This is a genomic window from Amphibacillus sp. MSJ-3 (genome assembly GCF_018919165.1).
GTDB lineage: Bacteria > Bacillota > Bacilli > Bacillales > Amphibacillaceae > Amphibacillus.
Map to the genome: position 1 here is coordinate 1 of NZ_JAHLQM010000031.1, position 21,314 is coordinate 21,314.

Here is a 21,314-nt window from a genome sequence, read left to right on the forward strand (position 1 = left end):
TATCCGAGAAATACCAGTTTGTACACTCAAATTATTGAACCGCCGTATACGGATCCGTACGTACGGTGGTGTGAGAGGGTCGAACGAATCAAATCACGATTCGTTCACTCTACTCGATTATTCGCTATCATAGTTGTAGACATCTTTTTAAATAGTAGTCTCATTTTGCTTAATCCCTTATACCAATCTTGAGGTTTTTTTCATATTTAAGATTTATGTTAAAGCCTATATGAAACAGCTACAAGCACTATAGCACACTGTAGCTTTGGTTATTTTCATAGAGCATCGAACACCTTAAACAATCAATTGTTTGCATACATGATGGTTAAGGCTTACACACCTATTTCTTTTTGATCCCTTGTTGATCGATAGGTGTGTAAGTAAAGTTATTGTTTAAGGGCGCGGTAGCTAAAAATAAAAAAACTAATCCATAGTGTAGTTAAAGAAATCATGACCCCGTATTGATTGATCATATGCATAATCATATCCCATAACTGGTTTGACAGTGGACCGAGAACTGGAACAGCCTGTCCTATTGGAGCTTTATTGCTTGTTAGAATAAGCGGATAGAAGAGCAAAACAATGCATGCAGAAAAAACACCCTGTAGTAATCTTCCAATAAAATAAGGAAAGTAGCTTATATCTGTATCGGCTAAAAGACTTGCAACCTGCGCATGGACGCTTAAACCATTAAAGGCTAACAATACACTAACCAATACGGCTTTAATCTTTAAAACTTCATCCGAATAATTTGCAATTTGTTGGATCCCAAGCGTGATTTCAAATATGCCTGTAGAAAAGGGAAGAGCCAATGATGGTGAGAGATTAAATAGGCGAAAAATCACTTCAAATATACGACTAATCCCGACTAAAATACCTGTTTCAATTAATATACTTGAGAAAACAGAAAAAAACATGATGAAACCACCAATCATCAATAAGGTCTGTACAGAGTGAATAACAGCATCGCCAAATAATTTACCAAAGGGTTTATTTTGTTCGATCCGAGTCTGATGTAATGTCTCAAATGCTCTTCGCCAAATGTTTTTGTTGGATGTGCTTCGAACCTGTGATTGAGCTTCTATTTTATAAAAACGCATAAATAAACCAACAATCAAGTTACTCCCATAATGAGCAATCACTAATAACAAACCAAGTCTAGGAGCCTTGAGAAAACTTACCGACACCACCGCGATAATAAATAATGGATTAGAAGCATTGGTAAAAGCGATAAGACGTTCTGCTTGGACTTTATTGAGTTGTCCTTCTTGCCTCATTCTCGCTGTAAATTTAGCCCCTGCTGGGTAACCACTTGCCATTCCCATTGCCCAAATAAAACTACCAACTCCGGGAACATTAAAAATGGGCTTCATAATGGGTTCAAAGAGAACGCCAATAAAGTGAACAACTCCAAAACCAATTAAAATTTCCCCCATTACGAAAAAAGGTAATAAAGAAGGGAAGACAGAGCTTGTCCAAATATCCAATCCTCTTTTGCTTGCTGATAATGTTTCATTGGGCATAATCAGGAGGCAAATAGCTAATAGCAAGGCGCAAGCCGCTAGTAAGAGGGACTTTAATCGTGCCTTCAAAAAGATCACTCCTTCATTAATTTGAACAGCAACTGACTATACATTGAATGAAAAAAAGAGTAAAATATGACTAGTGTTAATCATCAAACCTCTACTACTATACGCATGTTAATGATGAGATTATGCTATAAATATAAATGAAATAAATGTTAAAGATCTTTCAATTTAAGATTTAGAAAGGAGTCATTTGCATTGCGTCAATATAAAAAAGTTGGGTTATATTTATTATTTATTATTTTTATCTTCATTTTTTCATATTTACCCTTACCTTATTATATATATAGTCCGGGAACAGCTGATCCACTCACTCCAGTTGTTCATGTTGAGTCGGGAACGGAAAGCGAGGGCAATCTCTATCTTGTTACGGTTAGAGGTGGTCAAGCAACACCATTATCTTTGTTGATTGCTAGCCTTTCACGATATCAAGATATTCATCCTTTAGAAGAGGTATTTCCGGAGGGATATGATCGAGAAGATTACATGGAGGCACAACTACAATTAATGGAGAGTTCACAAGAGGCGGCGACTGTTGTTGCCTATCAAGAAGCAAATGAGGAAATTGATATCCAATATGAGGGTGTTTATGTGGTTTCTGTCTTGGAAGGTATGCCTGCTGAAAAAGTATTACAAGCAGCAGATAAGATCATCGAAGTCGAAAATACAAAGGTGAAAGATGCTGATCATTTGATTGAAATTGTAGATAAGTATCAGGTGGGAGATGAGCTAACCTTTGTTGTTGACCGTGATGGGGAGCAAATTGAAACGACAATTGAATTGGTTCCTTTTCCAAATCAACCTGATCAGCATGGGATAGGTATTCAGTTGGTAACAAATCGAAAGGTTAATGTAGACAGATCTGTAGAGTTTTCAAGTGGTGATATTGGAGGACCTAGTGCAGGGTTAATTTTAACCCTTGAAATTTATGATCAACTGATAGATGATGATTTAACCAAGGGGCTAGATATTGCTGGAACAGGTGAGATTGATTATGAAGGTAATGTTTATCGAATTGGTGGGGTAGACAAAAAGGTCATTGCTGCTGATCGTGAAGGCTGTGATATCTTCTTTGTTCCTTTTGAACATGGTAGTGAAGATTCTAATTACCAAGTAGCGAAAGAGACAGCTGAAGCAATTGGTTCAGATATGGAGATTGTTCCAGTCGATAGTTTTCAAGATGCACTAGAATATTTACAATAAGGAAGATTTTCAATTAGAAAGATACAGTGACTTAATAGCATGAATTAATCGACTATAAGACACCCAGTGAGGGCTGATAACCCCACTGGGTGATTTTTCATTTTGTGATTAGTCTTTAGACATTATGAATGGAGGACTGAATTCCTGTTTTCTTAGAAAAAGTTGGCTTTCAGGGTTCAGAGGCAGGTAATAGATTAATGAGGCTTTTTCATCAATGACAAACCTATCAGATAAGTTCTTTTTTAATTGCGTTATCATTTTAAGATCTGTCTTCTTTTTTAGTTGATTCAAGTATCCTTGTCCTTGATTTGTCATAGCTAACAAACGGAATGCATTGATTTGATCAATTTGTTTTAATTGATCGTTCACTTGCTGTTTGGTTAGTTGTAAGAGGATATGAATGAATAGTCGTTGTAAACGCGTTTTTGTATAACGTTTTGTTTGGACCTTTTCAATAAATTCAGCAAATGATTTCGATTCAACGATCTTTGCTTTTAACCGATATTCAAGTCCTTCAGTCATTCCATTAATGAGTCGTAATTGTTCAATCGAATCACTAAGTATGCGATATTTTAAAAATGGATAGTATAGTTCCCACCTATGAAAGACACCTGATATATCTTGATAATCCCCTAATAAAGAATAACTTGTTAAAGGCATGGAAAGTTCTTTGTAACTATTAATCATACGAAATTGCTCAAGCTGATTTCTGATACTTGTTGCGCTTGAAATAGGCTGTGATACTTGGGTTTGATGATAATCTGCTTGAACACGCTTGATTGTATCAAGCTTAATTTTAGGATTTATTTTTTTTTGAGCTTTTAAATAGCTAAATCCTAAGATGTTGTTTGGTTTATGTAAATCAATAGGTGAAGATGAACAAACAGCTTCAATCGCAACTTTATTTGCTTGTGGATAGTTATTTCCTTGTTTTAGTTGCTCCGTTAAAACGGCTTGATATTTTTGTTTGTTACAATTGATTTCTTGCCAAATTAGATTAAAAGCTTGTATGTCACCATGCTCACTACCGAAGATTATATCCGTCACTTGAAATTTATTTAAAATTTGAATCGCTGCAAAGGCAAAGATATCACTATGTTGAATTGTGTAAACAATGGGAAGTTCAATCACAATGTCAACATTTTGTTTGACGGCCATTTTTGCGCGAGTAAATTTATCTACAATAGCAGGCTCACCACGTTGTAGGAAGTTTCCACTCATTACAGCAATAACGACCTCTGCATTTGACTTTACCCGAGCTTGTTCGATATGATGAAGGTGTCCGTTGTGGAGGGGGTTGTATTCAACGATTAAACCAACTGCTTTCACGATAATCACTCCTGTTCTTCATTATTGTAACATATTGATCTAGATTAGGTAGAATAAGTTATTTCGCTACTGTAAAGAAATTATCTTGACAAATAGCTAGATACCTTTTAAAATAAACTTTGTGCTTTCGAGGTGATAGTAATGAAAATTCCGATTCGAAAAATTCTTCAATCGGATGTATTAACAGTTGAAGGATCAGTTGATCTTTCCGAACTCGAAACGTTGAATAATGATATTCGAGAAATAGGTGAAGTTTCTGTCAAATGCGAGGCTTCGGTAAGAGACAACTTTATTCATTGTCAACTTAACATTTCTGGTGTTATGATCTTACCATGTGCCCGGTCACTTGTTGATGTACCTTATCCTTTTGAAATTGAAGTTGTTGAACTCTTTTCGGATGACCCTTATCTTAACGAAGAAGAGGACATAGAAATTAATCCGATCGAGGGTGAAGTTCTTGACTTGGAACCATTTATCAAGGAAAATGTACTATTAGAGATTCCATTTCGAGTTTTTGCAGATAAAGAAGAACTTGAAAAAAATGCTCTTTCAGCTGGTGAAGGTTGGTCCGTTATTTCAGAAGAAGAAAAGACTAAAGAGATTGATCCTCGCTTTGCGAAATTACAGTCACTACTAAATGATAAGAAAAATGAAAATCAATAAAGATAAAGTGAATTTTTAATTAATGAATTTTAATCACTTCCATTCCTTTATCTGGTGAGATTTTCGTTTTGGAAGTGAAGGAGGTGTAAGGCATGGCAGTCCCAAAAAGAAGAACATCTAAAAAAGTTAAAAATCAAAGACGTACCCATAAAAAATTAACGGTGCCAGGCATGGTTGAATGTTCAAACTGTGGAGAGCTCACAATTTCTCACCGTGTATGTAAAGCATGTGGTCATTACGATGGTAAAGAGGTTGTTGAGTTATAATATTTATGATCAAAAGAGACGGTAGCTTTGTCCAAAAGCGAGATTGGAACATAAGTCACCTGAAGTCATTTAAAAAGAGGGTTCTATTTACAATGTTTGTAAATAGAACCCTCTTTTTTTATTTTTACTGATAACTTTATTGCATATTAATTGATTGTAAGCTCCACTGTAAACATAGAGGAAATCCATCGGCTTATACTGAGGTTCACCAGAAAGCAAATGCCTGATTCGTTTATCTAACACTCGGTGGGGCTTTCTGCCTCACTGAATGAAGATTCACTTTATCTCAGCATCACTTTTTAGTAAGATGCTATTCTATCATTTATTTCTCCTGCATATAGATAAAGCAAATAGGAATAAGGAGCGGAAGAAAATGAAAGCAAATAGACAAGATGCTTGGACAAAAGAAGAAGATCAATTACTAGCAGATACGGTGATTGACTATATAAAAAAAGGACATACACAATTAGAAAGTTTTAAATATGTGGCAGATCAATTAAATCGTACACCTGCTGCTTGTGGTTTCAGATGGAATGCTACGATTCGAAAGCGTTATACGAAAGCGATAGAAGCAGCGAAGCAAGCCCGTAAACAATTCCAATATGATGGGAGTGACCAACAAAGCCAATCGATTCAATTGAATGAATCAAAATCGACACTAGATCAAGCGATTCATTGGTTAGAGAAGTTAAAAAAAGAATCGACCGTTGATTCCAGCAAAAGTGATCAACAGTTAAACCGCCGATTACTTTTGGAAAATGAACGACTACATCAAGAACTTGCCGTCTATGAAACATTAATAAAAAATATAAAAAAATTAATTGATGACATCCATTGATCGTTAAAAGATAAGCAGTTAAAACATGATCACCCAGTTCATTGAATAAAAAAGAGCATTTAATTAATGGATTAATTACGAAAATAACTTGATAATTTTTGCGGGGGTTATTAATATAGTATATGATCTTTAAGACTAAAGTAATTGTTTAATAAAATCAGAATGTGGGAGATATAATGTCACAAATCTTAGCTTATCTAATCGCATTTTCAGTTACCTTTCCAATTGTCATGACTCTGATTATGTATTACATCATACACTTTTTTGTTACGAATCAAAAAAAAGCTATTCACAAAAGTATGGAGTATACGGCCATACTGTATGTCGTTTCGACCATCTTTATCGTCTATGAAACATTTAATATTAATATGCTAGGTCCGTTAAGTATTTTTTTACTAGTTGGTTTTTTACTTTTTATAATTATTCAATGGAAGCTAATTAGTGATATTAGGATTAGACGTGTTTGGCAATTATACTTTCGATTTCTATTTTTAATTTTTTTCATAGCAAATATGACATTAGTATTGGTATCAATCTATTTGCAAATATAAAGCTAAGCCCTTATATCGCAGTGCAACTGTCAGTAAGACTCCCATTTTAAGTATTCGAGGGAAATTAAGAAGTATAAATGGGAGATCAACTGACAGTAGCAGTCCGATTGGTTCAACTGACTGTAAGATCCCAACAAGGTGATAGATCAATTTAGCTCTGATTTTAGCCTAGAACGGTTACACTTGGTCGGATAGAATTGTTAAGGTTATCTTAATTAATAGAGTATCCCTGTTTAAGAAGAAGTTTAAATGTATATTCCATAATGGCTAAAACCCTCCAGGAATTAAATCGAGGCCACTAAAAATCTTCGGATATTTCGGTAGATCATAATGGCTATACAAAAAATAAGAGGTTGGGACAAAACTAACCAAAAAAATGGTTTCAAGCATTAAAATTTGCTTGAAACCATTTTTTGTTGGATTTTTTCTTTCTTCTATTATTGGATTGTTGCTTCTGGTGATTAACTTTCTCAGATTCACCGCCATCAACTTCAATCTTCCTTTTATATTCACTGTAAAAATAGTCATGGCTCTTGTAACTCCATGCCAATTAGACCCGCGGAAAGCGACCGCCTTGAGTGAAAATCAACTGTGCATCCTACTAGGTAAGTTGTTTGAGTTTTAATGACTAAACTTGAATTAGGCTTTAAGTCATATTGTACAACAAAAAAAGCAACCTAGATCTGACCTTACAGATCCAAGTCGCTTTTTTACTTTTTCCGTGGCCTCAATTAAATCCTGGGGGTTTTAGCAATTTTAAAATGCTAATCTTCAATTTCTACAGGCTTTTTTAAAAAATATTTTGATATCAAAGGTAATATACATTAAATTCCAATTGATGAGTTTAATTAATGAAAAAATACAAAATTTGTTGTTTTTATACTAGTAAAAACGCTTCATTTCGACAAAAAATTTACCTATTATATTTAAAAACAGGAATATTGTGGATTTTTGTATCTTATTAAATGAAAATCTTGAAATCGCTTCTGTAAGTAGATATTCTTTGCCATTTAAAGATCCCACAACTCAACTTTAGGCCTTTTGAGCGAAGTCTTTTTTTATCGTACGAATAGAATGGGTTTGTTTACCTAATCGATAGGATATTTATAAATAAAAAATCCTAAATTGATAAAGAAAACTAGCTAAATAGCTAGTTTTTTTGTCATATAAATACGAACATATGTACTATTTTACAGATTTACAAAAGAATATCCAAAAAAGTGTGGTGAGAAGTGGGGGAATGTGGTAAACTATAAAAAAAGGTGGGCGATTATTATGTTTATGGGTGAATACAAACATAATATAGATGAAAAAGGTCGGATGATTATGCCGGCAAAATTTCGTGATGCGCTTGGTGAATCTTTTGTTGTGACTCGAGGACTAGATCAATGTTTATTTGTATATCCACTTACAGAATGGCACATCCTTGAAGAGAAGATTAAAAAGCTCCCACTCACTAAAAAAGATGCTCGTGCCTTTACCCGCTTTTTTTTCTCTGGTGCAACTGAATGCGAGATCGATAAGCAAGGTAGGATTAATCTACCAGCACCGCTTAGAAAGTACGCCCAAATTGAGAAGGCATGCGCTGTAATTGGTGTCTCAAATCGGGTTGAAATCTGGTCTGATGAAATTTGGACGGACTATATTGATGAGTCAGAATCAACATTTACAGAAATAACTGAAAATATGATGGAAATTGATTTTTAATTTAATAAAGAAGGTGATCACATGTTTGAGCACGATAGCGTTTTACGTGATGAGTCAATTAATGGCTTGAATATTCAAGCGAAAGGGATATATGTTGATGGAACGTTAGGTGCTGGTGGCCACTCAGAACAAATCGCTAAACGATTAACGAGTGGACGACTCATTGCATTTGATCAAGATGAACATGCTATTGCAGCAGCTAAAGATAGGTTGTCAGCATATCAAGAAAAAATATTATTTATTCATTCGAATTTTAGACATGTTAAACAAGTTTTAGATGAAAATGGGATCGACCATGTTGATGGTTTTCTATTTGACCTAGGTGTTTCCTCCCCGCAATTAGATCATGCGGATCGTGGTTTTAGCTATCAATATGATGCACCACTTGATATGAGAATGGATCAATCGCAAGTTATATCAGCTTATCAAGTTGTTAATGAATGGAGTTATCGGGAACTTGTTGAAATCTTTTTTAAATACGGTGAAGAAAAGTATGCTAAACAAATTGCCCGAAAAATAGAGGCGAAACGAAGTAGTAAGCCAATAGAGACAACCTATGAGTTGGTAGAGCTTATTAAAGAGGCAATTCCAGCCGCCGCAAGACGAAAGGGTGGTCACCCAGCTAAAAGAGTCTTTCAAGCAATTCGTATTGCTGTCAACGATGAACTTAACGCCTTTTATGATGGCTTACACCAAGCGGCTGAAAAGGTAGCGATAGGTGGTAGGATCGCTGTTATAACATTTCATTCACTAGAAGATCGTCTTTGTAAACAAGCTTTTAAAAAATGGAGTACAGTTCCACCACTGCCAAGAAATTTTCCTGTTATTCCGGAGGCGAATCAACCTCCGTTTAAATTAATAACAAAAAAACCAATTGTTGCAACTGCCGAAGAACTTGAAAAAAACCGACGAGCGCGATCAGCAAAATTAAGAATTGTAGAGAAAGTTAAATTATGGGACGAACAATTTTTTTATCAAGAAGGGTGGCATAAAATATGAGCTTAAGTGAAGCGAGAAACTATCAAACATCAATTCCGCAAAGATCAAGACACACCGAGCAATATCAGCAACCCAAGAAGCTAATTAAGATAAAGTCTAGAGGAATTACCCCTGGTGAAAAGATTTTGGTCTGTCTATTTGGCGTCTGTCTTTCGTTAGCCTTGGCATTTATGGTTTCATATAGTGCCAATATTGATTCATTGAATCGCGACTTACAAAAGTTAGAAAGAGAAGTTTCTGAACAACAAACAATTAATGAAAATCTAAAACATCAAGTCATGGAGTACAGTAATCCTGAACGGATTTTAAAGATTGCAAAAGAAAATGGCTTAGATATTCAAAATACACAAGTGAAACAAGCAAGACAAATTGTCGAGTAATAGTGAGGGTGCATGGAAGATGAAAAATAACAAAAAAGGAAAGTGGAAAATCAATTTGTTATTTGGAGTTTTTGCATCTTTTTTCTTCATATTATCCGGACGGCTTATCTTTATTCAAGTGTCGGGGGAAGTTCAGGGTGTAGATTTGCAGGAATGGGCAAATCGCCAAAGAACGAATTATAGTGAAATTCCCGCAAGACGTGGCTATGTATATGATCGAAATGGGATGAAGCTTGCCCAAGATATTACAACATATCGACTCTATGCTATTGTAGATGAAAGTTTTTCACCAAATCCTCAAATGCGTTTAAACCATGTTGCGGATTTAGAAACAACTGCTGAAAAGTTAGCTCCGATTATAAATATGGAACAAAATGAGGTTTATTCAATTTTAAATTCCGGTATTGAAAAAGGCCAATTCCAAGTTGAGTTTGGTAAAAATGGTAACCAGCTTACAAGAGAACAAAAGAATGAGATAGAAGAGTTAGAACTGCCTGGTGTCCACTTTATTGAAGAAGCGCAAAGATATTATCCGAATGGATTGTTTGCATCACAATTAATTGGTTTAGCACAGAGCAACGATGATCATGTAATCACTGGAATTACCGGCATTGAGGCACAACTTGATGATTTATTGAGGGGCGAAAAAGGGTCGATATCTTTTCAACGAGATAAATTTAACACGAAGTTAATGAATTCGGATGAGGTTATTGTAGAAGCAAAAGATGGTCTGGATGTTGTTTTAACTCTTGATCAAAAAATCCAAACTATTTTAGAAGATGCGATGACCCAAGTTGAGGAAAAATATCAGCCTGAGCGAATAACAGCTACGGTGGCTGATCCGAAAACAGGTGAAATATTGGCGATGAGTAGCCGACCAAGCTATAATCCGAATGACTTAGAAGATGTAGAGAATTGGTACAATGATGTCGTATCAACTCCAATAGAGCCGGGATCAACTGTCAAGGCTTTTACCCTTGCTGCTGCAATTGAGGAAGGCGTATATAATCCAAAAGAAACTTATAAGTCTGGCTCATATAGTATTGATCAAATTGATAGACCGATAACAGACTACAATAAAAGTTGGGGTAATATTACTTATGAAGAAGGTTTCCAACGCTCTTCTAATGTTGCAATGTCAAAACTTGTTTGGGAAAAGCTGGGGACTGATCGTTACTTAGATTATTTAAAAGCTTTTCATTTTGATCAACCAACAGAAATTGATTTACCTAGGGAACAAGCTGGAACTTTATTATATCGTTATCCGGTAGAACAATTAACTACTTCCTTTGGGCAAGGGTCGACAATGACGCCGATTCAAATTGTTAAGGCGGCAACGGCTTTAGCAAATGACGGGAAGATGATGAAACCATATGTGATAAAAAAAGTTTTCGATTCAAACACAGGTGAAGTTATTGAAGAAAAAGAACCAGAAGTTGTTGGAGAACCTATTTCAAAAGAGACAGCAGACCAAGTGCTCCAAGCAATGGAATCTGTGGTAACATCAGATGTTGGAACGGCAAAAAACATCTATAATCTAGATTCTTATACAGTAGCAGGAAAAACGGGGACTGCCCAAATCTCAGGTGGAACATCTGGATATTTAGAAGGACATGAAAACTATATTTTTTCATTTTTAGGTATGGCTCCAAGTGATGATCCAGAGTTAATAATGTATATTACAGTTAAACAACCCAAATTATCAGATAATGAGTCTGGTTCAGCACCTGTTTCATTTATTTTCAAGCACGTCATGGAGAACGGCTTACACTATTTAAATATTCAACCAGATAAAGAACAAAAAGAAACTGTTCATCAAATGGAAATGCCAGATTGGGAGAATGATTCAAAAGAAACAGTTATCTCACAATTAGCTGATAATGATTTTGATCCTATTCTTATTGGGGATGGTGAGCAAATCGTAGCAGCGAATATGGATCCAGGAACTACTGTGCTGTCAACACAAAAGTTAATATTAGTTACAGATCAACCAAGAATGCCTGATTTATCGGGGTGGTCAATAAGAAGTGTAACTGAATTTGCACATTTAATAGGGTTAGATCTCGAAGTAATAGGTTCAGGCTATGTTACCAATCAAAGTATTGAACCAAATGAATTGATTGAAGAAGGACAATACTTATTGACTGAATTCTCAACAGAATAAAAGTAAGATTTTTAAATCAGATATTAAACAGTGTACTATTCAAAATAGCTTGTCATATATTAGATACAATTAATCATTATTTGAAAAGCGAGGCGTTAAATAATGAAACATGTATCTCATATGACAATAAGAAAAAGAATAGTCGCTGTTTTTTTATTAGCCATATTGATGTTAGTCATTGTCTTGATTCGATTAATGTATGTTCAATTTATTAAAGGCCCTTCACTTACTGAGCAAGCAGAAATGTCTTGGACTAGGGATATTAAATATGAAGCAGAGCGTGGGAAAATCCTAGATAAAAATGATCAAATTCTAGTTGATAATATTTCTGCACCGACAGTTATGTTTGTCCCACGCCAAATAGAGAATAAAGCTGAAACTGCTTTTGCTTTAGCAGAAATACTAGAAGTCGATCAAGAGCTTATTTTAGGTTATTTGGAACAGGATACAAGCATTGTTCGATTCAGTGAAGGAAGGAAATTATCAGATCAACAGGCCCTAGCTATACAAGAATTAGACATGGCAGGTATTTATTTAGCTGAGGATTCGAAACGCTATTATCCTCATGATACTCTACTCGCTCATGTATTAGGGTTTAGTGGGATTGATAATCAAGGTTTGGTCGGTTTGGAGTTATTTCATAATGAACAATTAAGTGGAACTGCAGGTCGATTATCCTTTTTTTCAGATGCAAAGGGGAGGAGACTGCCAGACCTATCAGATACTTATCAGGAACCAATTGATGGTAATGATTTAAAACTTACAATTGACTTGGAGGTTCAAACGATTGTTGAGCGGGAACTTGATATTGTAGAAGCAACATATCAACCGGATGGTGCATGGGCAATTGCAGTTGACCCCAATAGTGGGGCGATTCTTGCAATGTCATCACGACCAACCTTCGATCCAGCTACTTATCAAAAGGTTGATCCTGAAATTTATAATCGCAATTATCCAATCTGGAGTACGTATGAACCAGGATCGACCTTTAAGATCATCACCTTAGCCGCAGCACTTGAAGAGGAAGTTGTCGATTTAGAAAAGGACCATTATTATGATAAAGGTTATATTGAAGTTGGTGGCGCTAAACTTCGTTGTTGGAAACATGGTGGACATGGAGACCAAACATACTTGGAAGTTGCCCAACATTCATGCAACCCCGGATTTGTTTCACTAGGTCAGCGTCTAGGAACGGACAGATTATTTGACTATATTGAAGCTTTCGGCTTTGGCAAGAAAACAAATATCGATCTTGCTGGTGAAGCAAGCGGGATTTTATTTAATCGTGAACAAGTTGGACCGGTTGAATTAGGAACAACATCATTTGGCCAGGGTGTTTCTGTAACGCCGATTCAACAAGTAATGGCTGTTTCGGCTGCGGTGAATGGCGGGGTTTTATATCAACCTTATATTGTTGATAGTTGGATTGACCCAATAACGGAGCAAGTGATCGAACAAAATAAACCAGAAGCAAAAAAGCAAGTTATTTCTGAAGAAACATCATCACTTGTAAGATCATCCCTAGAGAGTGTTGTTGCCCAAGGAACAGGTAGAGGTGCTTTTGTTGAGGGCTATCGTGTTGGTGGGAAAACAGGTACTGCTCAAAAGGTAGGGTCTGATGGTAGATATTTAGCTAATAATCATATCGTTTCATTTATTGGTTTCGCACCATCGGATGATCCGGAAATTGTCGTTTACCTAGCGGTGGACAATCCAAAGAATACTGTTCAATTCGGTGGTGTAGTTGCTGCGCCAGTTGTTGGGAATATCATTGAAGATAGTTTGCAGGCTATGGACGTAGAAAAGAGAAGTGATGGGTTAGAGAAAGAATATCGTTGGCCAGAGCAACCATTAGTTGAAGTACCAGATTTAATTGGTTTATCTGAACAAGATTTATTAGGTTATCTAACTCAACTTTCGATCGAGTCAGTTGGTACGGGAAGTAAGATAATCGAACAGGCGCCAGCGCCTGGTACAAAAGTGCCGATGGGAGAGACGATACGTTTATTATTTGGTGAGTAAAATAGTCGTGATTAGTCGTGCCAGTTTAACATTTATTTGTTATAATGTTAACTGTGTCTTCAATCACAAATTCTGTGTTCGACACTCAATCGGGTGTCGACTTTTCATTACACTATAGGATAAAAAAAGCTAAACATCGACTTTGAATAGCTAAATTTCAAGCAAATTAATTGACTGTAAAGCCCTTGCTTTAAGCATACAAGGGAAGTAACGCGATGTAGTGATCATGATTTCATTTCGTTTATAGAGAAATTGATATATTATTTTACGCTAGGGAAATTGGTAAGACGCTCTAACGGAAAAAAGACTGAAAAGTAGGGATTATAATGAAAAATTTAAATGATATTGCTAAATACTTACTGTTAACGAACAAATCATTATTTAAACAAAACCCAAAGATTACAGGACTACAAGTTGATTCACGGAAAGTTAAACCAGGAGATTTGTTTATTTGTATAAGCGGTTATACCGTTGATGGACATGATTTTGTTGATCAGGCCATTGAGAATGGAGCGGTAGCAATTTTAGCTGAAAAAGATATCAATCGTGATGATCTCCCCATTCTTTATGTAAAGGATACAAATCAAGCACTGAGTTTTTTAGCTAATTACTTTTATGATTTCCCATCAAACAAACTACATCTAATTGGGGTAACCGGTACAAATGGAAAAACTTCGATTACTTATTTATTAGATGAAATATTCAGATTTAATCAGGATAAAACAGCGCTCATTGGAACGATTCAAATGAAAATAGCTGATCAAGTATACCCAATTGCTAATACAACACCAGAAGCATCATTTTTACAAAAGAGTTTCAAGCAAATGGTTGATCAGGAAATTGATCATTGTATGATGGAGGTATCCTCCCACGCTCTTGAATTAGGACGAGTGAATGGCTGTGACTTTGACATGGCTATTTATACTAATTTAAGCCAAGATCATTTAGATTTTCACCAAACAATGGATGATTATTTAAAGGCAAAAACACGCTTGTTTCATCAACTAGGAAATAAGTATGACTCGAAACAACCTAAATATGCAATTATCAATCGTGATGATGTTTATTACTCACATTTTGAACAAGCGACAAGTCAGCGTGTTGTAACGTATGGAATTAATCATGAAGCTGATTTTCTTGCGAAGAATATTAAATTAACAGCTAACGGAACAAGTTTCATTCTACAAACAATGGATGATCAACTTGAAATAACTACACCGCTAATAGGCAAGTTTAATGTTTACAATATGCTTGCTGCTATTGCTGCAGCTAACTTATCTGGGGTTCCCTTAACTAACATTAAAAGTGCACTTGAACAGTCAAAAGGTGTTCGTGGGCGATTTGAAGCGGTAAAAGGAACGCATGACTTTGGTGTTATTATCGATTTTGCCCATACACCTGATTCATTGGAAAATGTTTTAACAACGATTCGTTCTTTTGCTCAAGGAAAGGTTTACTTAGTTGTAGGATGTGGTGGTGATCGTGATCGTAGCAAGCGTCCTCTTATGGCTGAAATAGGTGAGAAATATGCAGATTGTACGATACTTACATCAGATAACCCACGTTCTGAAGATCCGTTAGCAATTATTGCAGATATGGAAGAGGGAATGACAACAGATCGCTATTTTATCGAGGTCAATCGAGCAAAAGCTATTCATCAAGCAATTCAATTAGCTAATAAAAATGATATTGTTTTAATCGCCGGCAAAGGTCATGAAACAACCCAAATAATTGGTAACGAAAAGTTTCCGTTTGATGACTATCAAGTTGCTCAACAAGCGATAGATAATAAAACTTGTTCAGAAACGTGAAAGGATGTTAAAAGTATGTTATCTCCAGCAATAATAAAAAAGCTATCTCACAAGATAGATGGTGAATGGTCGGAATCATACCAGATAACTGGTGTGGGTACCGATACGCGTGAAGACCTATCAAGCAAACTTTTTATTCCCTTAATTGGCGACAGCTTTGATGGGCATGATTTCCTGAAACAAGCGATTCAGAAAGGTGCCAAAGCAGCTTTATGGCAAGAAGACTATCCAAGACCTGATTCAGTTGACCCTTCTTTTCCGCTCATTCGAGTTAAGGATACTTTGATTGGTTTACAGGAACTTGCTAAAGCTTATCGAGAATCTATTCAGCCGATCGTGATTGCAGTTACTGGTTCAAATGGAAAAACAACAACAAAGGACCTTCTTTATAGTGTTTGTCGCCAAGGCTTCCAAACACATTGTACAAAGGGAAACTTTAATAATCATATTGGTTTGCCATTAACGATTTTATCAATGCCATTAACAACTGAAGTGCTTATCCTAGAAATGGGTATGAGTGATTTCGGTGAGATTAAACAATTATCACAAATCGCTGAGCCTAATATAGCTGTGATTACGAATATTGGTGAATCTCATATTGAACATCTTGGTTCAAGAGCAGGAATCGCTAAGGCAAAGTTAGAGGTAGTTTCAAATATGAACGCCGACGGTCTTTTAATCTATGATGGTGATGAGCCATTATTACAAAAGAACTATCCTTTTAAATCAATTTCGATTGGCTTTAGTCAAACAAATGATTATTATATTCATGATTGTCATATTTTAAATCAGGCCACCGAATTCAAAGTTAATGACAGAAAAGAATCAATTTCAATCCCTCTTTTGGGTAAACATCAAGCGAAGAATGCTACCTATAGTATCGTTGTTGGTAAACAACTTGGTTTATCAATTGATCAAATCCAGCTAGGGTTAACAAATATTGAAACGACACAAATGCGTTTTGAAAAACTTGCAGGAAAAGATGGGGTTTGTATAATTAATGATGCCTATAATGCTTCACCAACTTCAATGAAAGTTACAATTGACACTTTTGTTGATCTGAATAATTATCGTGAAAAAATTCTCGTCTTAGGAGATATGTTAGAATTGGGCCCGAAATCAATTTGTTATCATCAAGAAGTAGGAAAATACATACCTGAATCGATTGATTATGTATATACAATTGGTGAAAAAGCAAAACACATTAGTCAATCAACGACAGTCAAGTCGATACATTGCGAAACGAAAGACGAATTAATTCAACTGTTAAGAAAAAAACAAAAAGCAGGTACAGTCATTTTATTTAAAGCTTCAAGAGGAATGAAGTTAGAACAAGTAATCCATGCCTTGTTAATGTAATCTATGTTTAGTTTGTACAGAACAAGTAGTTTGGACGGGAACAGGTTAATTTAGGAGGAAATTTATTATGAATGAGTATTTTTTATTAATAACAATAGGGATTGCATTTTTAATTACCGTCCTTGCTTCACCGATCTTTATACCAATTTTAAAAAGACTAAAATTTGGGCAAAGCATTCGTGAAGAGGGTCCAAAATCCCATATGAAAAAAACAGGTACACCAACCATGGGTGGAATTGTGATTATATTGAGTGCTGTCATTACCGCTTTATTTATGATTCATAAGGTAACTGGTAATATTTTCACAATTCATACAGGTTTAATTTTACTTGTTTTCATCGGTTATGGTTTACTTGGTTTCATTGATGACTTTATTAAAGTCGTCTTAAAAAGAAATCTAGGTTTAACATCAAAACAAAAATTGATTGGTCAAATAGCGATTGCGGTTATTTTTTATTTAATATTACGAACGCAAGAAATTTCAACTGCATTAGCTATTCCAGGTACTTCATTTGAGTTAGAATTGGGATGGCTATATCCACTGTTAATTATTTTCATGATTGTAGGTACTTCAAATGCCGTTAATTTAACTGATGGTCTAGATGGGCTTGTCTCAGGTAATGCTGTTATTGCATTTGGTGCATTTGGTATATTGGCATGGTCAGCTGTTCCACAATTAGAGGTTGCATTTTTTTCAATTGCAATTGTAGGTGCTCTCCTCGGCTTTCTTATGTTTAATGCTCATCCAGCAAAAGTATTTATGGGTGACACAGGGTCATTAGCTTTGGGTGGTGCGCTAGCCGCAATTGCAATTATATTACAATTAGAAATTTTGCTCGTTATTATTGGTGGTGTTTTTGTAATGGAAACTCTATCTGTCATGATTCAAGTCATTTCATTCAAAACACGGGGAAAAAGAGTGTTTCTTATGAGTCCATTACATCACCATTTTGAGTTAAAAGGATGGTCAGAGTGGCAAGTTGTGATGACATTTTGGATTGCGGGTTTCATACTTGCTATACTAGGCCTATATTTAGAGGTGTGGCTATAAGTGAATAAATTAAAAAACTTTCCATTTAAACGCGTTTTAGTGCTAGGAATGGCTAAAAGCGGTACCGCAACATGTCAAGTGCTGGTGCGGAATGAGATTAATGTCATTGTCAATGATTTGAAAGCAAAAGAAACGGATCAAAAAATAATTGATTTAAAAAATAAGGGTGTTCAATTTGTTCTCGGTGAGCACCCCCTATCTTTGTTAGATCAAGTGGAATTAGTTATTAAGAATCCAGGGATTCCTTATCAGAATATTATTGTAGAGCATGCGATTAAGAGAGGTATTCCTGTTTGGACTGAGATTGAACTATTGCATTATCTGATTGATCAACCAGTGATTGGTATAACTGGATCTAATGGAAAAACAACAACAACCATGCTTGTTCATCAAATTTTAAATGCCAGTGGTCAAAAGGCCAAAATAGCAGGAAACATTGGTGAAGTAGCGGTTGAAGTAGCAGAACAATTAAGGTCAGATGAGAAGCTTGTGTTAGAATTGTCATCCTTTCAGCTAATGGGAATTGATCAATTCCAACCTAAGATCGCTGTTTTATTAAACTTATTTGAGTCTCATTTAGATTATCATGGAGATTTCAATGCATATCAAAGTGCAAAAGCAAAAATATTTGAAAGCCTAACTAAGGATGATTTTCTTGTCTACAATGCTGATGATCCACGAGTGGTTAAGCTCGTCGAACCATCATATGCTAAAAAGGTACCTTTTAGTCGAATACAAAAAGAAATAGATGGTGCGTGGGTTGATGAAGAAGCCATTTATTTTGGTAGTCACCGCATTATCAATCTTGAAAAAATTCGGTTAGTTGGATTGCATAATTTAGAAAATATTTTAGCGAGTGTGGCAACCGCAATTTTAAGTGGTGCAAATGATAAAGGAATCGAACAAACCTTAAGCAGCTTTGTTGGTGTTAAGCATCGTTTACAATTTATTTTAGAAAAACAAGGCCGTTTATTTTATAATGATGCAAAAGCAACAAATGTTTTAGCGAGTTCAAAGGCCTTGACTGCTTTTAATCAGCCGACTTTACTCATTGCAGGTGGGCTTGATCGAGGCGGTAATTTTGATGGCCTAATCCCATACTTAACAAATGTTAAGGGAATGTTCCTCTATGGTGAAACGGCAACTAAATTGGCTGAGTCAGGTAAAAAGGCTGATATTGAAATAATCGAACAAGGAGAAACCCTTGAAGAAATGGTTAAAGCTGCTTATCAAGCATCAGACCCGGGCGATGTCATTCTTTTATCACCAGCTTGTGCGAGTTGGGATCAATATCGAACATTTGAAGAGCGGGGCGACATGTTTATTAACCTTGTGCATACACTTTAATAAGGACATGCAGTTACCTTAAGTTAACTGTTTAGGGTTAGGAAGTGAGTGTATGAAGAAGGAAGGTAGTACAGACTGGAAGCTAATGATCGCCATTTACATACTAGTGGTCATTGGAATTCTAATGGTCTATAGTGCTTCGAGTATTTGGACGAGTTATAAATTTGACGATGCTTTTTATTTTGGTAAACGTCAATTTTTGTTTGCAGTTGTAGGATTAATCGCCATGCATGGAGTCAGTCGAATTCCATACCACAACTGGCGTATTTATTCAAAGCATATATTATTAGGATGTATCTTTCTTTTGATCTTGGTACTAATTCCTGGAATTGGCCTGGTGCGAGGTGGAGCAAGAAGTTGGATAGGCGTAGGAGCTTTTAGTATTCAACCCGCCGAATTTATTAAGCTTGCCTTATTAATATTTTTAGCTGATCGGGTAGCAGAAAGACAGAAAGATATCACTTCTTTAAAAAAAGGTTTTGGACCATTACTACTGTTAATCTTTTTTTGTTTTGCTTTAATTATGCTACAGCCGGATCTGGGAACTGGTGTTATACTAGTTAGTTCGTGTTTTATTTTATTATTTATTTCAGGTGCAAAAATAAAGCATTTTATTTTCTTAGCCCTTTTAGGAATTGTTGGATTAACGGGTTTAATTATCTCCGCCCCTTATCGAATTAATCGGATTACAGCATTTATTAATCCTTGGGATGATCCATTAGGAAATGGTTTCCAGATCATTCAGTCGCTATATGCAATTGGTCCAGGAGGTTTATTTGGATTAGGGTTTGGGAAAAGCCTCCAAAAGTATTTTTATTTACCTGAACCTCATAATGATTTTATTTTTTCGATTATTGCCGAGGAGTTGGGATTTATTGGAGCAACAATAATTCTCAGTTTGTTTTTCTACTTATTGTGGAAAGGGGTACAAATCGGTTTAAATGCACCTGATAAATTTGGTTCACTATTGGCGATTGGAATTGTGATTCAAATTAGTTTACAAGTGTTGATAAATATTAGTGTTGTGATCGGTTTGATTCCGGTAACGGGAATAACATTACCATTTTTGAGTTATGGTGGTTCATCACTGACATTGACTTTGGCGGCAATGGGAATTGTATTAAATATTAGTCGATACTGTCATTATTAATTTTGATCTGACTCAAGTTTAATCGATCGTAGTTGATTAATTATGAAATTCTTTAATCTACTCAGTATAAAAAGGGATAACTGAGTTAGGAGAAATCCCAGCCTTTTTTTGCTAATGTTGGTAGGAATTTAGTTAACAATCAGGTGAACCTTCAATCACTTTAATCCTCTAGTCAATTAATCGACGATAAATCAAAAGTCAAACACGCTTTAAAGTAAGCATGAGCTACTTTGAAGCGTGTTTATTTTTGTCTGAATTTTCCACAGTGTAACTGTCAGTAAGACCCCCACTGGTTGAAGTTTTACTTTATAAAGATTTAATTAAAATCTATAAGCCCTCCTTTTATATATTTTTCCGCAATTTTAGTTTTAAATACCGATTGAATAACGAATGAAATTCATATTTTGTCATCCGTAATTTTATTCATTTTTGAGACAAAAATTTCTAAAAGAAAAATAAGATTTGAAAACCGCGATAATATTTATGATTCTTAGTGATCTGAATTGGAAAATAATAAGTTTTGCCATCATTGTGAAAGTTTTTTATACTAAGTTATGCTATACTTTATTTAATTAATAATATCGGAAGTAAATCCTATTTATAGTGAAAATTAATTGATTTATTACGATATAATAAATAGTTATTTCATTTATTTGATGTTAAACTAAATAAAAAGAGTATTCATTTAGGTTGAGGTCCTTATACCTATTTGATGAGACTCAGAATAAGAAGAGTGCTTGTTCTTGTAATGTAAATACTTCGGAACAACTCGTAAAACAGTTAATTAGTCCACTGAAATGCTGTATTTGATGAATGAATTGGATTTTTACTGGCCACTATTTCCTACTCATAAATTCTTAGTCTTCCTTGAATGCTGAATTGGGGTCT

18 protein-coding genes are annotated in these 21,314 nt (G+C 35.3%); 15 read left to right on the forward strand and 3 right to left on the reverse strand.

Annotated features, from left to right (window positions below; translation table 11 throughout):
- Positions 1–386: 386 nt before the first annotated feature.
- On the reverse strand, positions 387–1,592 hold the full coding sequence (gene ylbJ / locus KQI76_RS09480; protein ID WP_216400071.1) for a sporulation integral membrane protein YlbJ: 1,206 nt from the start codon (positions 1,590–1,592) through the stop codon (positions 387–389).
- Between the two features lie 192 nt (positions 1,593–1,784).
- Here ylbJ and KQI76_RS09485 point away from each other — a divergent pair, with 192 nt between their 5' ends.
- On the forward strand, positions 1,785–2,789 hold the full coding sequence (locus KQI76_RS09485) for a SepM family pheromone-processing serine protease (protein WP_216400072.1): 1,005 nt from the start codon (positions 1,785–1,787) through the stop codon (positions 2,787–2,789).
- A 108-nt stretch (positions 2,790–2,897) separates the two neighbouring features.
- Here the strand turns inward: KQI76_RS09485 and KQI76_RS09490 are convergent, their stop codons facing one another.
- Entirely contained in the window at positions 2,898–4,118 is a 1,221-nt protein-coding gene (locus KQI76_RS09490) for a nucleotidyltransferase (RefSeq protein WP_216400073.1), read from the reverse strand.
- Between the two features lie 141 nt (positions 4,119–4,259).
- Between KQI76_RS09490 and KQI76_RS09495 the strand changes: the two genes are divergently transcribed.
- The 4 genes from KQI76_RS09495 (at position 4,260) to KQI76_RS09510 (ending at position 6,436) form a co-directional block, all read left to right on the forward strand.
- A complete protein-coding gene (locus KQI76_RS09495; RefSeq protein ID WP_216400074.1) occupies positions 4,260–4,781 on the forward strand; it encodes a YceD family protein in 522 nt (173 codons plus the stop codon).
- 92 nt (positions 4,782–4,873) lie between these two features.
- On the forward strand, positions 4,874–5,047 hold the full coding sequence (rpmF, locus tag KQI76_RS09500) for a 50S ribosomal protein L32 (protein ID WP_216400075.1): 174 nt from the start codon (positions 4,874–4,876) through the stop codon (positions 5,045–5,047).
- A 373-nt stretch (positions 5,048–5,420) separates the two neighbouring features.
- Positions 5,421–5,885, forward strand: coding sequence for an RsfA family transcriptional regulator (locus KQI76_RS09505; RefSeq protein ID WP_216400076.1), 465 nt, complete (start codon positions 5,421–5,423; stop codon positions 5,883–5,885).
- Between the two features lie 176 nt (positions 5,886–6,061).
- Positions 6,062–6,436 (forward strand): DUF3397 family protein, encoded by a 375-nt coding sequence (locus KQI76_RS09510; protein ID WP_216400077.1) that lies wholly within the window; start codon positions 6,062–6,064, stop codon positions 6,434–6,436.
- A 267-nt stretch (positions 6,437–6,703) separates the two neighbouring features.
- Here the strand turns inward: KQI76_RS09510 and KQI76_RS09515 are convergent, their stop codons facing one another.
- Positions 6,704–6,964, reverse strand: a complete 261-nt coding sequence (locus KQI76_RS09515; RefSeq protein ID WP_216400078.1) for a hypothetical protein — start codon at positions 6,962–6,964, stop codon at positions 6,704–6,706.
- Between the two features lie 747 nt (positions 6,965–7,711).
- On the opposite strand from KQI76_RS09515, the gene mraZ reads away from it, so the two are divergent.
- The 10 genes from mraZ to spoVE all read left to right on the forward strand — a co-directional run bounded on the left by mraZ (position 7,712) and on the right by spoVE (position 20,426).
- On the forward strand, positions 7,712–8,143 hold the full coding sequence (gene mraZ, locus KQI76_RS09520; protein ID WP_216400079.1) for a division/cell wall cluster transcriptional repressor MraZ: 432 nt from the start codon (positions 7,712–7,714) through the stop codon (positions 8,141–8,143).
- 21 nt (positions 8,144–8,164) lie between these two features.
- A complete protein-coding gene (gene rsmH / locus KQI76_RS09525; RefSeq protein WP_216400080.1) occupies positions 8,165–9,142 on the forward strand; it encodes a 16S rRNA (cytosine(1402)-N(4))-methyltransferase RsmH in 978 nt (325 codons plus the stop codon).
- Positions 9,139–9,522, forward strand: a complete 384-nt coding sequence (ftsL, locus tag KQI76_RS09530; RefSeq protein WP_216400081.1) for a cell division protein FtsL — start codon at positions 9,139–9,141, stop codon at positions 9,520–9,522. Before rsmH ends, ftsL begins: the two co-directional genes overlap by 4 nt.
- A 19-nt stretch (positions 9,523–9,541) precedes the next feature.
- On the forward strand, positions 9,542–11,686 hold the full coding sequence (locus KQI76_RS09535) for a penicillin-binding transpeptidase domain-containing protein (RefSeq protein WP_216400082.1): 2,145 nt from the start codon (positions 9,542–9,544) through the stop codon (positions 11,684–11,686).
- A gap of 102 nt (positions 11,687–11,788) precedes the next feature.
- On the forward strand, positions 11,789–13,708 hold the full coding sequence (locus KQI76_RS09540; RefSeq protein ID WP_216400083.1) for a stage V sporulation protein D: 1,920 nt from the start codon (positions 11,789–11,791) through the stop codon (positions 13,706–13,708).
- Between the two features lie 326 nt (positions 13,709–14,034).
- Positions 14,035–15,519: a UDP-N-acetylmuramoyl-L-alanyl-D-glutamate--2,6-diaminopimelate ligase gene (locus KQI76_RS09545; protein ID WP_216400084.1), complete on the forward strand. Its 1,485-nt coding sequence runs from the start codon at positions 14,035–14,037 to the stop codon at positions 15,517–15,519.
- A gap of 15 nt (positions 15,520–15,534) precedes the next feature.
- Positions 15,535–16,878 (forward strand): UDP-N-acetylmuramoyl-tripeptide--D-alanyl-D-alanine ligase, encoded by a 1,344-nt coding sequence (locus tag KQI76_RS09550; protein ID WP_216400085.1) that lies wholly within the window; start codon positions 15,535–15,537, stop codon positions 16,876–16,878.
- Between the two features lie 67 nt (positions 16,879–16,945).
- Positions 16,946–17,929, forward strand: a complete 984-nt coding sequence (mraY, locus tag KQI76_RS09555) for a phospho-N-acetylmuramoyl-pentapeptide-transferase (RefSeq protein WP_216400086.1) — start codon at positions 16,946–16,948, stop codon at positions 17,927–17,929.
- The gene (gene murD, locus KQI76_RS09560; RefSeq protein ID WP_216400087.1) at positions 17,930–19,276 is read left to right on the forward strand and encodes a UDP-N-acetylmuramoyl-L-alanine--D-glutamate ligase; all 1,347 of its coding nucleotides are present in this window, start codon (positions 17,930–17,932) and stop codon (positions 19,274–19,276) included.
- Between the two features lie 52 nt (positions 19,277–19,328).
- Positions 19,329–20,426, forward strand: coding sequence for a stage V sporulation protein E (gene spoVE / locus KQI76_RS09565; protein ID WP_216400088.1), 1,098 nt, complete (start codon positions 19,329–19,331; stop codon positions 20,424–20,426).
- Positions 20,427–21,314: the final 888 nt, after the last annotated feature.

What these genes read in the sequence shown, in the direction of transcription:
- KQI76_RS09495 (WP_216400074.1), top strand. Translation starts at nt 4,260, where the DNA reads ATGAAAATTCCGATTCGAAAAATTCTTCAATCGGATGTATTAACAGTT.
- rpmF (WP_216400075.1), top strand. Translation starts at nt 4,874, where the DNA reads ATGGCAGTCCCAAAAAGAAGAACATCTAAAAAAGTTAAAAATCAAAGA.
- KQI76_RS09505 (WP_216400076.1), top strand. Translation starts at nt 5,421, where the DNA reads ATGAAAGCAAATAGACAAGATGCTTGGACAAAAGAAGAAGATCAATTA.
- KQI76_RS09510 (WP_216400077.1), top strand. Translation starts at nt 6,062, where the DNA reads ATGTCACAAATCTTAGCTTATCTAATCGCATTTTCAGTTACCTTTCCA.
- KQI76_RS09515 (WP_216400078.1), bottom strand. Translation starts at nt 6,964, where the DNA reads ATGACTATTTTTACAGTGAATATAAAAGGAAGATTGAAGTTGATGGCG.
- mraZ (WP_216400079.1), top strand. Translation starts at nt 7,712, where the DNA reads ATGTTTATGGGTGAATACAAACATAATATAGATGAAAAAGGTCGGATG.
- rsmH (WP_216400080.1), top strand. Translation starts at nt 8,165, where the DNA reads ATGTTTGAGCACGATAGCGTTTTACGTGATGAGTCAATTAATGGCTTG.
- ftsL (WP_216400081.1), top strand. Translation starts at nt 9,139, where the DNA reads ATGAGCTTAAGTGAAGCGAGAAACTATCAAACATCAATTCCGCAAAGA.
- KQI76_RS09535 (WP_216400082.1), top strand. Translation starts at nt 9,542, where the DNA reads ATGAAAAATAACAAAAAAGGAAAGTGGAAAATCAATTTGTTATTTGGA.
- KQI76_RS09540 (WP_216400083.1), top strand. Translation starts at nt 11,789, where the DNA reads ATGAAACATGTATCTCATATGACAATAAGAAAAAGAATAGTCGCTGTT.
- KQI76_RS09545 (WP_216400084.1), top strand. Translation starts at nt 14,035, where the DNA reads ATGAAAAATTTAAATGATATTGCTAAATACTTACTGTTAACGAACAAA.
- KQI76_RS09550 (WP_216400085.1), top strand. Translation starts at nt 15,535, where the DNA reads ATGTTATCTCCAGCAATAATAAAAAAGCTATCTCACAAGATAGATGGT.
- mraY (WP_216400086.1), top strand. Translation starts at nt 16,946, where the DNA reads ATGAATGAGTATTTTTTATTAATAACAATAGGGATTGCATTTTTAATT.
- spoVE (WP_216400088.1), top strand. Translation starts at nt 19,329, where the DNA reads ATGAAGAAGGAAGGTAGTACAGACTGGAAGCTAATGATCGCCATTTAC.